Consider the following 14317-nt stretch of genomic DNA (forward strand, 5'->3'; position numbering starts at 1 on the left):
GCGTTTATAACCGGATTTCCTCCTTGGAAAGGAGAGAATCAGAAATCCGGGGATAACCAGCGCCCGACACCGATCCATCCCGCAGCGTCCAGCGCTCCCTCCACACTCTTTTCCAACTTAAATGTAATAAATTTGCACAATCTTCAAATACTAACCTAAATTACGCAGTAAAGGAGTGCTTTGGATGTCCCAGACACACACTCCAACGGTCTACGTTCGCATGCGCAGCCGAATTCGCATTCAGAGAGGGCGAGCGGTCAAACTGAGGGACATTGCCCACGTACTGGCCTCATCCGAGGATCAGGAGGACAGGTTGCTTGAGCTGGAGCTATTGTGGCCTGGACCGGAGGATGGCAACCTGATCCTTATTGACATTTTGCAGATTATTCCCCTGATTAGGCAGCTTCTGCCGGAAGTAAATGTGGAGCTGATGGGATCCGGGCATACGTTAGTTGAAGTAATGGCAGGCAAGGGTCAGGCTTCGAAGTCCTTATTTATTCTGGTATGGCTGCTGCTGTTCTTCGGCTCTGCGCTGACCATTATGAATTTTCATGCAGACGTGAATATGCAGGAAGTGCAGATTCGCATTGTAGAGATGCTGACAGGACACCGGGACGAGCATCCGTACTTATTTCAGATTGCTTATTCCCTTGGGATTGGCTTCGGCATGGCGGTTTTTTTCAACCATTTATTTAAGAAGAAGTGGAATGAAGAGCCAACACCGCTCGAAGTGGAAATGTTCCTTTACCAGCAAAATGTAGACCAATATGTCGTCATTGAAGAAAGCGAACGAATGCATAAGCAGAATCAAAGGGAGCTGAAAGGCGATGAGCGTGCTTAACGGAGCGATCAGTATTGTGCTTGGCATTGCCGGGGGAATCGCTGTGGGGAGTGGTGTTATTGCGCTTATTCTTGTACTTGACATGATTCCCAGACTGGCCCAAGTGACACAGTCCTATGACAAAACGCATTGGTACGAGGGTGCTCTCATTGGAGGTTCGCTGCTGGGCACGGTAGCCGATTTCTGGCATTGGAAAATGCATGGAGTTATGTTGCTTAGCCCGATTGTCGGAGTGTTCTGCGGCGTTTTTATTGGTCTGCTGGCTGCCGCTCTGACAGAAGTATTAAACGTGCTACCCGTTCTGGCTAAAAGGCTGGGCATGAGGTCGTATTTGTTTGGACTGTTGCTCGCGATGATTCTGGGGAAGATGACAGGTTCATTGTTTGACTTTTTTATATACCAACGGTAAAGCAGCATGACAGGTTAAAGGAGGATGGACATGGACGAACACACGGATCAAAAGGGTCATGAACAAAGTGATGGTATAACGGAAGACGTGTTGCATAAGTCTCCTTACAAGATCCAGCAGGAAGAAGAAAAGAAGGCGTACCAGAAAAAAAAGCAAAACGAGATGTCCGACAGCATTGAAGAATCTGTTCAGTATTGGCAACATAACGATAACATCTCCCCGCGCATGAGTGATAACAAAAACACGTTAAAACAAGTGCTCGGTCTTGGCGAGTCATTTGATGTGGATATGAGGGAAATGGTACTTGGCGGCAAACATGTGGGATTACTGTTACTCACGGGTTTTGCCAAAGATGAGATTTTGCTCGAAGTATTGAAAAGATTAACCTATCTGACGCCGGATCAAGTATCGGAACATGCACTCAAGTCCTATTTCGAATGTTATATTCCTCATATACAGGTGGAACGAGCGGAGAAGATGAGTGCTGTCATTAGCAAGGTGCTCATGGGCATGAGTGCCATGTTTGTCGAGGGAGACCGCTCAGTTCTCATTATGGATACCCGGAGTTACCCGGTTCGATCCCCCGAAGAACCTTCACTTGAACGCGTGGTTCGTGGTTCACGGGATGGTTTTACCGAAACGCTGCTGACCAATGTAGCGCTGGTGCGCCGTAGAATACGGGACCCTGGACTAAAGTTTGAACTCATGCAGGTAGGACGGAGAACCCAAACCGATGTATGTGTAGTTTATATTGACGATATCGTGGATAAGGTGCAGGTGGATTCGGTAAAAGAAAAAATACAACGAATTGATATCGACGGTATTCCGGCTGCCGACAAACAGTTGGAGGAAGCGATCATCAACAAAGGATGGAATCCATTTCCCCTTGTTCGTTATTCTGAACGTCCTGACGTTACAGCTTCTCACTTGCTGGAAGGACGTGTCGTTATTTTTGTAGATACTTCCCCCAGCGTAATGATCTTGCCGACGACCTTTTTTGATCTATGCGAACATGCGGAGGAGAACAGGCAGACGGCTCTTATGGGAACCTATCTGCGCTGGGTGCGTTTTGCAGGCATCCTGATCTCTCTGTTTCTACTACCGCTATGGATGCTGATGGTGATCGAACCTTCGCTGAAACCGGTCGGTTTCGATTTCATCGGCCCACAGGAAAGCGTGAAATTACCGATTATTTTGCAATTTCTGCTCATCGAGCTGGGTGTGGACTTATTACGTATGGCTGCAGTTCATACACCAACGCCGCTGGCTTCTGCGATGGGCTTGATTGCGGCTATATTGGTCGGAGATATCGCGGTGAAAACGGGGTATTTTGTCAATGAGGTGGTACTCTATATGGCGATTGCGGCAATCGGAATGTTTGCTACACCGAGTTACGAGTTAGGACTTGCGAATCGACTGGTCAGGCTGCTACTGCTCATTGCAGTTGCGATATTTAAAGTACCAGGTTTGGTCGTTGGAACGACTTTGCTTATTGTGGCTTTGACCATTCACCGTTCATATAACTCGTCGTATCTTTGGCCATTTATACCTTTTAATGCAAAGGCAATTGGCAACTTTTTGTTCAGGGTTCCATTGCTTGTCAGCAAGAAACGTCCATCGTTCAACAAAACGCGTGACAACACCAAAATGCCAGAAGATCCAGATGGTGAACTGCGAAAAAGTAAAAAACACAAATGATGTGCCGAAAAATCCATTCATCTCCCGGTTTAATTTGATATACTGGTTTAAAATCAATGGAATAGTAACTGTTCCAGTATACAAAAAGTGAGGAATGCAAACGATGTATTTACACGGTACAAGCAGAATAAATGAGCAAGGTCACCTAGAGATTGGTGGAGTAGACGTTACGGATATGAAAGAGCAATTTGGAACACCGCTCTATGTTGTGGACGAGCAATTGGTTCGCGAGCGCTGCAGAGAGTACATGGAAGCATTCCGCGCTTCAGGTTTGGGCTTCCAAGTTGCATATGCGAGTAAAGCATTTTGTGTTATGGCGATGTGTGCTCTCGCAGCAGAGGAAGGTCTTTCTCTGGATGTTGTCTCTGACGGCGAACTGTTCACAGCATTGCAAGCAGGCTTCCCGGCAGAACGCATTCATTTTCACGGGAATAACAAAACGATCGAAGAGATCGAGATGGCGCTTGACGCTGAAATTGGATGCTTCGTAGTAGACAATTTTAACGAGTTGCACCTGCTCCAAGCTGTCGCAGCGGACAAAAACCGTAAAGTAAACATCCTCCTGCGTGTAACGCCGGGTGTTGAGGCGCATACGCATGAATATATTTCCACAGGGCAAACGGACTCCAAGTTCGGTTTTGATATCGGCAACGGTACAGCATTTGAAGCGATTGAACTTGCATCCAAACAATCCAACCTGGTATTGCTTGGTGTACATTCTCACATCGGCTCCCAGATCTTTGAGGTTGAAGGATTCCAGATGGCGGTTCAACGTGTTGCTGAATTTGCAGCAAGTGTATATGAGCGCCTGAATGTGGCATTCAAAGTTGTAAACCTGGGCGGCGGATTCGGAATTCGTTATATTGATGGTGACACGCCACTTGAAGTAGCTCAGTATGTGAAGGCCATTACCGATGCGGTAAAAAATCATTTTGCACAAATCGGCTATGCAGTGCCTGAAATTTGGGTTGAGCCAGGCCGCAGCATCGTAGGTGAAGCAGGTACAACGCTGTACACCGTTGGAACGAGCAAAGACATTCCAGGCGTGCGTAAATATGTAGCTGTAGACGGCGGTATGACGGATAACCCACGTCCTGCGTTGTATGAGTCCAAATATGAGGCGGTTCTGGCGAATCGTGCCAACGAAGCAGCAACAGAAACGGTATCTGTAGCGGGTAAATGCTGCGAGAGCGGTGATATGCTGATCTGGGATCTCGACTTGCCAAAAGTGGAGAGCGGTGATTTGCTTGCTGTAGCTTGCACAGGCGCATACAACTACTCTATGGCTAGCAATTATAACCGGATTCGTCGTCCAGCGGTTGTGTTTGTCAAAGATGGTCAAGGCGATGTAGTTGTACGTCGTGAGTCATATCAGGACATTATCCAAAATGACCTCGTGCCGGCACGTATTGGCAAACAGCCAGTTACTCGTTAATTCATCAAGCAGGGATCTGGAAAAGAAATACTCCATTTTTCTATATCACAAGTTCCTATAGCATTAGAAGAGGACGGAAGGGGCTCGCCCTTTCCGTCCTTTGTCATGAATATTGCATCTATTTGGTATGCTTATAGGCTTGTACTTGAGAGTAGAAAAATCAAAAAAATAGCTCTTTCTTTTGCGATTCGGCTCTTTTCGGTGTACACTAAGAAAAGTGCTGTAATGCTTGACCATCCGTTTGGTATTGCGTCACAATTACTTTGCTCAAAATTGAAAGGAGTCATTTACATATGGCGAAACAAGCGAAAATTAAAATGGCAAATGGCGGAGAAGTTCTGATCGACCTGTTCGATCAAGAAGCTCCAAATACTGTAGCAAACTTTGAAAAGCTGGCAAACTCCGGTTTCTATAACGGACTCGTTTTCCACCGTGTAATTCCGGGCTTCGTAGCTCAAGGCGGATGCCCTAGTGGTTCCGGTACTGGCGGCCCTGGATATACAATTAACTGTGAGATCAACCCGAACAAACACGAGCGTGGAACACTTGCAATGGCACATGCTGGCCGCAACACAGGCGGAAGCCAGTTTTACATCTGCTATCAACCACAACCACATTTGGACGGACAACATACTGTATTTGGTAAAGTAAGCAAAGGTATGGAGTTTGTTGATGCTTTCGAAGGTCGCGACAAAATGGAAACGGTCGAAGTGGTAGAAGTTTAATTTCAACTGAACCTGATCAACCGCATCAACTTAACCCCTGGTACATTCCTATTACGGAAGTATCAGGGGTTTTGTGCATTGTACAACCTTTTTGCATAATTGCCTTGCGATGTGTTATCAAAAATAAGCTTAAAGGAACTGGCGGGATGAGTTGGAAGTAGGTTATTCTAGCTATGTATAGACTGTTGAAACCGAATACATGAGGTTTGACAGCACACTGGATATTGAACTTACATGTTTTCAGAACTACTGTGAAAGGATGTTGTTACTTTGACTTTAGATGTTGTTCAGCAACTTAAATTACTTCAACATATTTATAGTGAGAGCACGATTTGGGACGAGGAGTTGCGTGCTTCAAGACAGACTGTGCCGGAGGACGTATCCACGGAGCAATTACAGGCATTAGAGGCTGCTGGACATGAGCCTAATCACTTTGTAAGACCGCAGCATGAGGAGACGATCCGGGAACTGAGAACATTGGCTGAGCGATGGACACTTCAGGAGGCTGCTCAGGCGTTTGTGGCTTCTCTATGGTCAGCGCCAATGATCTGGCGCTCACTTCTTACAGGAAAACTGATCGCAACCAGCATACCTGACCATGAATATAGTCCATATCCTTCCAGTCATAAGTGCCAGATCTGTGGTTTGGATGTAAATGACGGAGTAGATACTTCGCTACAGTGGTACTGGCGGATGACCAACGGCACACCGCTCGATGGAGATATATTTGGACATGTAATCGCTCTGAGAGAAATGGCCGCTTCTTCGCAGGAGCTTCCTGTTCCGAGTGAATATGATCGCTGGACGCTGCGCGCCGTATTAACGGTGCTGCGCAATCTGCCACCCAAAACTCGGTACAGCAAGGCTGCGGATGCGCTCAAAAAAGAACAACTCCTGCCTACAAAAAAGGTATATGTTTACCGTGACCTGCTTGAAACGCTGGCACTGGTCGGCATTCTGGACACGCCAGAACAGCCAGGAATGATTACAGCCTTCACATCGTATGCTGAACGCGACAAGAGACCTAATACCCGCGTTGAGGTACAAGCTCCCTTGGCATGGTGGGATTCATCTGTAGGAATCAACGAGCACAATCTGAACCTGATCTTCGGTGAACTCAATTGCAGTGATGTATCGCTTGAGGACAAGCCAGAACCGAATCCAATGGCGAGTGAAACCGTTATGGGTGCATTTGAAAGCAGACGAGGTGTGCGTACCAAAGCGAAGGTGCCGAAAAAATCCCCCGATGCCGGTACAGGTGAAGTGCAGCCTGGAGATGTATATGCAGTGAAGGTACTCAGTGGCTCTTGGGTTACTGTATACTGTCATGAAGTGAGGGACAAACGTGCGATTGTCGAATATCTGGATGGCGTGTTCCCCGATATGCCGGTAAAAGAAGACCTTATTCTGACCGTTCGTCCAAGGCCGGATGAGCGCTGGCAGTGCTCGGCCATCGGCATGGACTCGACCAGCTGGGTTAGAAGAGTAGCCCGGGATATGCCGGCTCCTGCTACGTCCCAGCCCAAACCTGAGAGTGTTCCGTTCCACGCTGCAAAGGATCTGAGGCACATGGCAAGCTGGTGTTTTCCAAACCTTTAGATTCATTTTTTCAATAGTTGATGAAGTCCGTGTCTCGTAGAGATGCGGATTTTGTAATATAAATGCTTATTAAAAGTTAGTATGTGACAAAAAGAAACAAAAATGAATTGATTTTTTGACATTAAAGTGCTAACATCCAATTAATAACGAAAGCGATCCTTCAGGGCAGGGTGTAATTCCCTACCGGCGGTGATGCGTGCGGGGGATTTATTTTCCACCCACATGGCAAAGTCCGTGACCTGTCTGCTTATAGCAGATGGCTGATCTGGTGTAATTCCAGAACCGACAGTATAGTCTGGATGGGAGAAGGAGTGGGTGTAGGCCAATAAGGTTGCACTCCGCATGAGTGATGTCGCATAACATTCAGCTCGTTTGGATGATATGTGTGGAAGGCTTGTTTATAATGAGTTTTCTGGTACATAATACCGTTATATAGAAACTCTTCACCTGATTTTGTTGTATATCATTCTTTTGCTAGAATGCGTATGCAATAAGGTATGTGTTTGTTTTCACTTACCTGTTAACTGGTTTTGGTGAAGTGTCGGTATTGGTGTGTTTCATCTCTCTTGCAGATGACAGTAGTCTTCCATCATCCCTACCTGAACAGATTGTTCGGTGGGGATTTTTTAGTTCAAGATTATAACCGTGGGGTGAACGGATATGGAAATGATCAATGATGAATTTTATATGGCGTTAGCACTGGATATGGCAGAACGGGCACAAGGACAGACTGGAATTAATCCTGTCGTGGGATGTGTCGTCGTTAAAGACGGACGGGTTGTTGGCCTGGGAAGCCATCTAAAACGGGGTACAGGGCATGCGGAAGTGCATGCCTTGAATATGGCTGGAAGTGATGCGGAGGGCAGCACCGTTTACGTAACGCTGGAACCTTGTAGTCACTACGGCAAAACTCCACCCTGCAGCGAACGTTTGATTCACGAGAAGGTTAAACGGGTGGTGGTCTGTTGTGAAGACCCGAATCCGCAGGTTTCTGGTACAGGCATTAGTATGCTGCGTCAACAAGGCATCGAAGTTGAAGTGGGTGTTTTGCGCGAACGCGGAAGACGTATGAATGAAAAGTTTATCAAGTTTATTACAACGGGCCTTCCTTTCGTTACCCTCAAAACAGCTTCTACGCTGGATGGCAAAATTGCTACGCGTAGCGGAGACAGCAAATGGATCTCCAACGAGCCGGCACGTGAAATTGTACATGCGCTTCGTCATCGTCATCAGGGCATTATGGTTGGCGTGGATACGGTAATCGCCGATAATCCCGAGCTGACCACCCGTTTGCAGGTAGAGGGCATCAGTCCGGTACGTATCGTGGTGGATTCCAAGCTGAGGCTGCCTGTAGGCTCCAAAATGGTCAAGGACGGTCTTGCACCAACGTGGATACTTACAACGGATGAAGCCAGTCAGGAAGCCGCTGAGCGTCTTGAAGCGTATGGTGTTGAAGTCATTCGCTGCGGGCCTGGACCACGCGTAGATTTGTTACATGGGCTGAGTAAGCTCGGAGAGCGGGAGATTGGCTCGATTCTGCTGGAAGGCGGCGGTACACTGAACGGCGCCATGCTGGAAGCGCGGCTCGTAGATCGTCTGCTGATGTTTATCGCTCCTAAGATTGTGGGTGGATATGATACCCCGGGGAGTTTCCGTTTTGAAGGCGTAGAGCGCATGAGTCAGGCCATCCAATTGCATCAGCTGGAGATTGAGCAAGTTGGGGATAATATTAGCATTGGCGGTATCCCGGTTTGGCCAGAATAGGAGGACGATAGCATGTTTACGGGCTTGGTGGAAGAAGTCGGTCAGATAAGGCGCATTGGCCGTAAAGGCGAGGCTCTGGTTCTGAACATCGCTGCTTCTGTCATTATGGACGATCTCAAAATTGGTGACAGTGTTGCGGTTAACGGGGTTTGTCTTACCGCAACTACGCTGGAAAGCGGAGGTTTTACCGCAGATGTCATGCCGGAAACGTATCGACACACCAATCTCAGTCAGCTTCAATCCGGCAGCAAGGTTAATCTGGAGCGGGCCATGTTGTCCGGTGGACGATTCGGCGGTCATATTGTGCAAGGACATGTGGATGGGACTGGGGTTATCGGTAGCATTACTCGGGATCAGAATGCAGTTGTTTTTGAAATCAGACCGGGTGACCATGAACTTTTCAAATTTCTAATTCCAAAAGGTTCGGTCACTTTGGATGGGATTAGCTTGACAGTGGTACAGACGACTCAAAGTTCATTCACGGTTTCGATTATCCCACATACGATTGGGGAAACGGTTTTAAATGTTAAAAAGACAGGAGATACCGTCAACATTGAATGTGATATTTTGGGGAAATATGTAGATCATTTGTTGCAATACGGCAAGGGTCATGCGGAAACGAAAACAGGCAAGCCAAGCAGTATAAGTGAAGAGTTTCTCTCCAATCACGGGTTTGCATAACTTATGAGAGACAAGGATACAACATAGAACTGGATTTAAATGATTAATAGTGCATTCGCATGAAAATGTAGTAATAAAATAACCGGAAACAGGAGGTGCAGCTAATGTCAGAACAATCCGAGCCATCCATTCTGGATTCAATTGAGGCAGCCATTTATGATCTGATGCGGGGTAAACCTGTAATCGTGGTCGATGATGAAGATCGGGAAAATGAAGGGGATTTTATTGCTTTGGCTGAAAAAGCAACCCCTGAGGTCATCAATTTCATGATTACCGAAGGTCGAGGTCTGGTCTGTGTTCCCATTACGCAGCAGCGGGCGGACGAATTAAATCTGAAACCGATGGTTCAGCAAAATACAGATTTTCACGGGACTGCTTTTACGGTCTCTGTGGATCACAAAGATACAACGACGGGGATCTCGGCGCATGAGCGTTCCATTACCGTTAAAGGCTTGATTGATCCGAACGCGAAAAGCAATGATTTTCGCAAGCCGGGTCACATGTTTCCGCTCATTGCCAAAGACGGCGGTGTGTTGCGTCGTGCCGGACACACGGAAGCGGCAGTGGATCTGGCGAACATGTGCGGCTCTTACCCCGCAGGAGTCATCTGTGAAGTGATCAAGGAAGATGGTACGATGGCCAGACTTCCAGACCTGCAGGAGATTGCACGCAAGCATGATCTGAAACTGATTAGTATTCAGGACATGATTCGTTACCGGAATGAGAAGGAGCAGCTGGTGCAACGTGAAGTTTCCGTGCGTATGCCAACGGACTTTGGCGAATTCCAGGCGGTGGCGTATACGAATGCAGTGGACAATAAAGAACATGTTGCCTTGGTCAAAGGGGATATCGACGGTTCCAAACCTGTACTGGTACGTGTACACTCCGAATGTCTGACTGGCGATGTGTTCCACTCTCACCGCTGTGACTGCGGCCCGCAGTTTGATGCGGCGCTGAAGCAGATCCATGATGAGGGGAATGGCGTACTGCTCTATATGAGACAAGAAGGCCGCGGGATCGGTTTAATCAACAAACTCAAGGCTTACAAGCTTCAAGAAGAAGGTCTCGATACAGTGGATGCCAATCTGAAGCTTGGTTTTGCTGCTGATCTGCGTGATTACGGGATTGGTGCACAGATTTTGAAGGATCTTGGCGTTCGTCAGATTCGATTATTAACGAATAATCCGCGCAAAATCAAAGGCTTGGAAGGATATGGTCTGGAAGTGGTAGAGCGTGTACCGATTCAGATGCAGGAAAATGAAGATAATACAGTTTACCTTCACACCAAGCAAGCGAAATTGGGCCATATGCTCAAGTTTGATGATATTGAGCAAAACGAAGAGTAATTACAGTTAACCATGATGATTTTCTGATATGTAAATATTGGAGATTTCTCATGTTCAATTGCAGCACCTATAACATCATATATCGACAGGGAGATGACGATAATGCCTAACTATTTTGAAGGACATTTGATATCGGAAGGTTTAAAATATGGCGTGGTCGTTGGACGCTTTAATGAATTTATTACGAGCAAGTTGCTTAGCGGGGCGCTGGATGCATTCAAACGTCACGGCGTGCAAGATAATGAAGTAGATGTAGCTTGGGTACCGGGAGCTTTTGAAATCCCGCTTATCGCTCAGAAAATGGCCGAAAGCGGCAAATACGATGCGGTCATCACACTCGGAACGGTTATCCGTGGATCAACAACACATTATGATTATGTGTGCAATGAGATGGCCAAAGGGGTAGCGGCAATTAACTTGAAAACAGGGGTGCCGACTATCTTCGGATTGGTTACTACGGAGAACATTGAACAGGCGATCGAACGTGCTGGAACGAAGGCAGGCAATAAAGGTTGGGATGCAGCTACAGCTGCAATTGAAATGGCGAACTTGACGAAACAGCTAAAATAGTGCTTATTTAATAGTAGTGCCCTGCTTTGCGCAGACGAAATCGGGAGACCGGTTTCGGACGGCTGGCAGGGTTTTGTATTTTTCTGGCGGGAGGATTCGTCTAGTGACGGTAGTTACATACAAACTGGAGACTTTTGAAGGGCCTTTGGATCTGTTGTTGCATTTGATCGATAAGGCTGAGATCGACATCCAGGATATTCCCATCAGCGATATTACCGATCAATACATGGCGTATCTGCATTCCATGCAGGAGCTGGAACTGGATATTACAAGTGAATTTCTGGTGATGGCAGCTACGCTGTTGTCCATCAAGAGCAAACTTTTACTGCCCAAACCACCGGTAATCGAGGATTTCGAGGATTATGATTATATGGAAGATGAGGATTATGATCCGCGTGCCGAACTGATTGCACGTCTTATCGAATATCGCAAATATAAAGGAATAGCGCGGCATCTGCATGAACGGGAATGGGAACGTAGTCTTATTTTTTCCAAAGAGCCCGAAGATTTGCGTCCTTATATGCCTGTGGAGGAGCAAACGAATCCGGTGCAGGGTCTGCATACTTCTGATCTCATTGCGGCGTTTCAGAAGGCACTGCGAAAAGCTGAGAAGCGTACAACGGTCACCCGTATCAAAAGGGACGAAATTTCGGTCAAGGATCGCATACGTGATGTTATTGGTGCCTTGGAGCGTGTAGGTCCTGGGGGACGGCTGTTATTTTCCAAGCTTATGGATGATCAGATCTATCGTCATGAGATCGTGGTTACGTTTCTAGCGGTGCTGGAGCTGATGAAGATGAAGCAGATTGTTTGTTACCAGGAGCGTTTGTTTGAGGATATCGTTATGGAGTGGAGAGGGGAAACAACGAATCATGGATTTTCCGAAATTGAAGTCGATTATTGAGGGCCTTTTGTTTTTGTCCGGAGAAGAAGGTCTGAGTGTCAAACAGATTGCTGAAATCGTGGACCAGCGGGTAGAACTGGTCACGGATGCCATTGAGGATATGATCGGCGATTTTTCCCGGCAAGGGCGAGGGGTGCAGATTCTGAAGATTGCAGGTGTCGTGCAGCTCGGAACGTTGCCAGAACATGCGGCGTATTTCGAGAAGCTTGCCTATTCTCCTGCACGTACATCGTTATCCCAAGCAGCTCTGGAAACATTGGCCATTGTAGCATACCGTCAGCCCATCACACGTGTGGAGATTGAGGAGATTCGCGGTGTAAAATCGGAACGTGCGATCCATACACTCGTGAACAAAGATCTCATTGTTGAAGTGGGGAGAGCGGAAGCGATTGGACGTCCGATTTTGTACGGAACAACGAAGTCATTCCTTGATTATTTCGGACTAGCTTCGATTAAAGATCTTCCCGAACCGGGTTTGTTTGAAGATTCGGAAAACTTGGAGGAAGAAACGCAGTTGTTATTCAACAAGTTGGACATGAAACAGCCGGATGCCTCGGATACAGACGTGCAAAGTGTGTTTGGTTTTGAAGAGGAAGAAGCATTCCCAGAAGAAGATGTCGCTGTAGATCCAGACGATAATTCTTCGGGTTCCTCCTCCTGATACTATCTCATAGGTAAAGCCATATAGGGACAATGTGGAGATCTATCCACGTTGTCTCTTTGTGTTTTCTCCAAAACAGCGGTGAAGTTGTATGGAATGGAGTATACAATATCGTGCATTTCGATCGTGCATTTCGGCAAAAATTGGAGGATTTCATGGCATTCGTGAATTTTTTCCAGCAAGGAATGCCATACTAGACATGATAAGAATCGAGGGCTTGGAGGTAAGGCCTGTGTGGATCTGGCTTGGAGGAATCGGTTTGTTCATCGCACTTCTGATTGCCGCAGTCCTCATCTCAAATGTTCATGTTCATGTTATATTTCGCAAACATAAGAGCGATGACTACGCAAATATCAATGTTCGACTGCTGTATGGCTTCGTGCGGATGAATTACGAGATTCCGAGCATTGTTTTCCGAAATATGAAAGAAGGCTTTTTGCTTAAAACAGAACAGTCCATGAACCATTCCCGAGGAGAAGTGCTGGGGAGTGAGCAGGTGAACAAACGAAAAGTAAAAAACTGGGCAAACGAAGTCAAGGTGATGCTTCGAGCAACAGAGGCTCTGAAAGTATGGGTCAGACAGACGCTCAGACGGGTATATATAACGAATCTGTTCTGGTCTACTGCGGTTGGTGTAGGTGATGCTGCTTATACAGCAATGCTTTCAGGCTGGTTGTGGAGTATTAAGTCCATGATTGTTGGTTTTTTAACGTACAAAATGCGTTTCAAAACGGTGCCTGACCTAGAGGTTCTTCCTGTATGGTCCGAGGAGATGGAATTTCGAACAGAACTGGATTTCAAACTGCGGATCCGCATGATGGCCATCGTAATTGCAGGCATGAGACTGCTTACCCGTGTGCTGCAGGTCGAGGGTGGCTGGCGAATGTGGTTTAAACTTTTTCGGGAGCAACGCCGCAAATCGAAGCAAAAGAAGAAGCATAGGCACATTGTGGAAAAGGAAGCTCGGTAATGCGGAACTTAACTAACCTGAGATTGAATCCACAATATTGGTGTTAAAACCCTGCTACGAGAATGTGCAATAACGGTTCCCTGCGTTGATTACATAAGTCCCGCAAGTTTGGGGATGATATGGTTAGATCAAAAACCTATATAAGTTGACCTAATCATTGACACAGCGTGTTTGTGTTAATCTTCTTAAGTTCAACGGATATAGCTTATATTGAAACTGGAGGGAAGTCACATGTCAGATCATCCAATTCAAGGCTTAATGGAAACTGCAATGGAAAATATCAAGGGCATGGTGGATGTCAATACAATCGTTGGTGATCCTGTAGAAACACCGGATGGTACGGTCATTCTGCCGATTAGTAAAGTCGGATTTGGCTTCGCGGCAGGTGGAAGTGATTTTAATGTAAGTGATGGAAAAGGTAGCAGCGCATCAAGCACAACGGAACATGCTCACTCCGCAAAAGTTGCTTCCCCATTTGGCGGTGGTAGTGGTGGCGGTGTATCCATCCGCCCAATCGCTTTCCTGGTCGTTGGCAAGCAGGGTGTACACATCGTGCCGCTTGATAATTCGACGCACTTGTTTGAAAAATTGATTGATTCAACACCTTATGTGTTAGATCGCATCCAGGAAATGTTCCGCCACCGTAACCATGGAACAACGGAACATGATGTTCGAGTGACAACGGATCATACAACGTACAGCTAAGTCATATTT

At 46.7% G+C, this 14317-nt stretch carries 14 protein-coding genes and 1 riboswitch; all 14 genes read left to right on the top strand.

Going from position 1 to position 14317, the window contains the following annotated elements:
• The first annotated feature begins 184 nt into the window (after positions 1 to 184).
• The 14 genes from ABIE27_RS30685 to ytfJ all read left to right on the top strand — a co-directional run bounded on the left by ABIE27_RS30685 (position 185) and on the right by ytfJ (position 14308).
• Positions 185 to 841, top strand: a complete 657-nt coding sequence (locus tag ABIE27_RS30685; RefSeq protein WP_429352203.1) for a stage V sporulation protein AA — start codon at positions 185 to 187, stop codon at positions 839 to 841.
• Positions 828 to 1250 carry a stage V sporulation protein AB gene (locus tag ABIE27_RS30690; RefSeq protein ID WP_123062218.1) on the top strand — a complete coding sequence of 141 codons (423 nt, stop codon included), beginning with the start codon at positions 828 to 830 and terminating at the stop codon, positions 1248 to 1250. Before ABIE27_RS30685 ends, ABIE27_RS30690 begins: the two co-directional genes overlap by 14 nt.
• Positions 1251 to 1274: 24 nt before the next feature.
• A complete protein-coding gene (locus ABIE27_RS30695; protein WP_429352204.1) occupies positions 1275 to 2948 on the top strand; it encodes a spore germination protein in 1674 nt (557 codons plus the stop codon).
• Between the two features lie 103 nt (positions 2949 to 3051).
• On the top strand, positions 3052 to 4383 hold the full coding sequence (lysA, locus tag ABIE27_RS30700; protein ID WP_090922415.1) for a diaminopimelate decarboxylase: 1332 nt from the start codon (positions 3052 to 3054) through the stop codon (positions 4381 to 4383).
• Between the two features lie 293 nt (positions 4384 to 4676).
• Positions 4677 to 5108 carry a peptidylprolyl isomerase gene (locus tag ABIE27_RS30705; RefSeq protein WP_123062216.1) on the top strand — a complete coding sequence of 144 codons (432 nt, stop codon included), beginning with the start codon at positions 4677 to 4679 and terminating at the stop codon, positions 5106 to 5108.
• Positions 5109 to 5378: 270 nt separating this feature from the next.
• Complete coding sequence (locus ABIE27_RS30710; RefSeq protein WP_429352205.1) at positions 5379 to 6707, top strand: hypothetical protein; 1329 nt, start codon at positions 5379 to 5381, stop codon at positions 6705 to 6707.
• 152 nt (positions 6708 to 6859) lie between these two features.
• A riboswitch (FMN riboswitch) is annotated at positions 6860 to 7022 on the top strand.
• A 345-nt stretch (positions 7023 to 7367) separates the two neighbouring features.
• Positions 7368 to 8471, top strand: coding sequence for a bifunctional diaminohydroxyphosphoribosylaminopyrimidine deaminase/5-amino-6-(5-phosphoribosylamino)uracil reductase RibD (gene ribD / locus ABIE27_RS30715; RefSeq protein WP_123062214.1), 1104 nt, complete (start codon positions 7368 to 7370; stop codon positions 8469 to 8471).
• A gap of 12 nt (positions 8472 to 8483) precedes the next feature.
• On the top strand, positions 8484 to 9152 hold the full coding sequence (gene ribE, locus ABIE27_RS30720; RefSeq protein WP_123062213.1) for a riboflavin synthase: 669 nt from the start codon (positions 8484 to 8486) through the stop codon (positions 9150 to 9152).
• 104 nt (positions 9153 to 9256) lie between these two features.
• A complete protein-coding gene (locus ABIE27_RS30725; protein ID WP_123062212.1) occupies positions 9257 to 10498 on the top strand; it encodes a bifunctional 3,4-dihydroxy-2-butanone-4-phosphate synthase/GTP cyclohydrolase II in 1242 nt (413 codons plus the stop codon).
• A 102-nt stretch (positions 10499 to 10600) separates the two neighbouring features.
• Entirely contained in the window at positions 10601 to 11068 is a 468-nt protein-coding gene (gene ribH, locus ABIE27_RS30730) for a 6,7-dimethyl-8-ribityllumazine synthase (RefSeq protein ID WP_123062211.1), read from the top strand.
• Positions 11069 to 11171: 103 nt separating this feature from the next.
• The gene (locus ABIE27_RS30735; protein ID WP_123062210.1) at positions 11172 to 11972 is read left to right on the top strand and encodes a segregation and condensation protein A; all 801 of its coding nucleotides are present in this window, start codon (positions 11172 to 11174) and stop codon (positions 11970 to 11972) included.
• Complete coding sequence (gene scpB, locus ABIE27_RS30740; RefSeq protein WP_429352206.1) at positions 11941 to 12633, top strand: SMC-Scp complex subunit ScpB; 693 nt, start codon at positions 11941 to 11943, stop codon at positions 12631 to 12633. Before ABIE27_RS30735 ends, scpB begins: the two co-directional genes overlap by 32 nt.
• Before the next feature lie 232 nt (positions 12634 to 12865).
• Positions 12866 to 13603: a DUF2953 domain-containing protein gene (locus tag ABIE27_RS30745; RefSeq protein ID WP_161556821.1), complete on the top strand. Its 738-nt coding sequence runs from the start codon at positions 12866 to 12868 to the stop codon at positions 13601 to 13603.
• A gap of 231 nt (positions 13604 to 13834) precedes the next feature.
• A complete protein-coding gene (gene ytfJ / locus ABIE27_RS30750) occupies positions 13835 to 14308 on the top strand; it encodes a GerW family sporulation protein (protein ID WP_123062207.1) in 474 nt (157 codons plus the stop codon).
• Positions 14309 to 14317: the final 9 nt, after the last annotated feature.

The sequence above is a fragment of the Paenibacillus sp. 4624 genome (assembly GCF_050435065.1).
Classification (GTDB): Bacteria; Bacillota; Bacilli; order Paenibacillales; family Paenibacillaceae; genus Paenibacillus; species Paenibacillus amylolyticus_D.

Excerpts from the sequence above, each read along its gene's own strand:
- ribE (WP_123062213.1), top strand. The coding sequence starts at position 8,484 with ATGTTTACGGGCTTGGTGGAAGAAGTCGGTCAGATAAGGCGCATTGGC.
- ABIE27_RS30685 (WP_429352203.1), top strand. The coding sequence starts at position 185 with ATGTCCCAGACACACACTCCAACGGTCTACGTTCGCATGCGCAGCCGA.
- ABIE27_RS30695 (WP_429352204.1), top strand. The coding sequence starts at position 1,275 with ATGGACATGGACGAACACACGGATCAAAAGGGTCATGAACAAAGTGAT.
- ABIE27_RS30690 (WP_123062218.1), top strand. The coding sequence starts at position 828 with ATGAGCGTGCTTAACGGAGCGATCAGTATTGTGCTTGGCATTGCCGGG.
- scpB (WP_429352206.1), top strand. The coding sequence starts at position 11,941 with ATGGATTTTCCGAAATTGAAGTCGATTATTGAGGGCCTTTTGTTTTTG.
- ABIE27_RS30725 (WP_123062212.1), top strand. The coding sequence starts at position 9,257 with ATGTCAGAACAATCCGAGCCATCCATTCTGGATTCAATTGAGGCAGCC.
- lysA (WP_090922415.1), top strand. The coding sequence starts at position 3,052 with ATGTATTTACACGGTACAAGCAGAATAAATGAGCAAGGTCACCTAGAG.
- ABIE27_RS30705 (WP_123062216.1), top strand. The coding sequence starts at position 4,677 with ATGGCGAAACAAGCGAAAATTAAAATGGCAAATGGCGGAGAAGTTCTG.
- ytfJ (WP_123062207.1), top strand. The coding sequence starts at position 13,835 with ATGTCAGATCATCCAATTCAAGGCTTAATGGAAACTGCAATGGAAAAT.
- ribD (WP_123062214.1), top strand. The coding sequence starts at position 7,368 with ATGGAAATGATCAATGATGAATTTTATATGGCGTTAGCACTGGATATG.
- ribH (WP_123062211.1), top strand. The coding sequence starts at position 10,601 with ATGCCTAACTATTTTGAAGGACATTTGATATCGGAAGGTTTAAAATAT.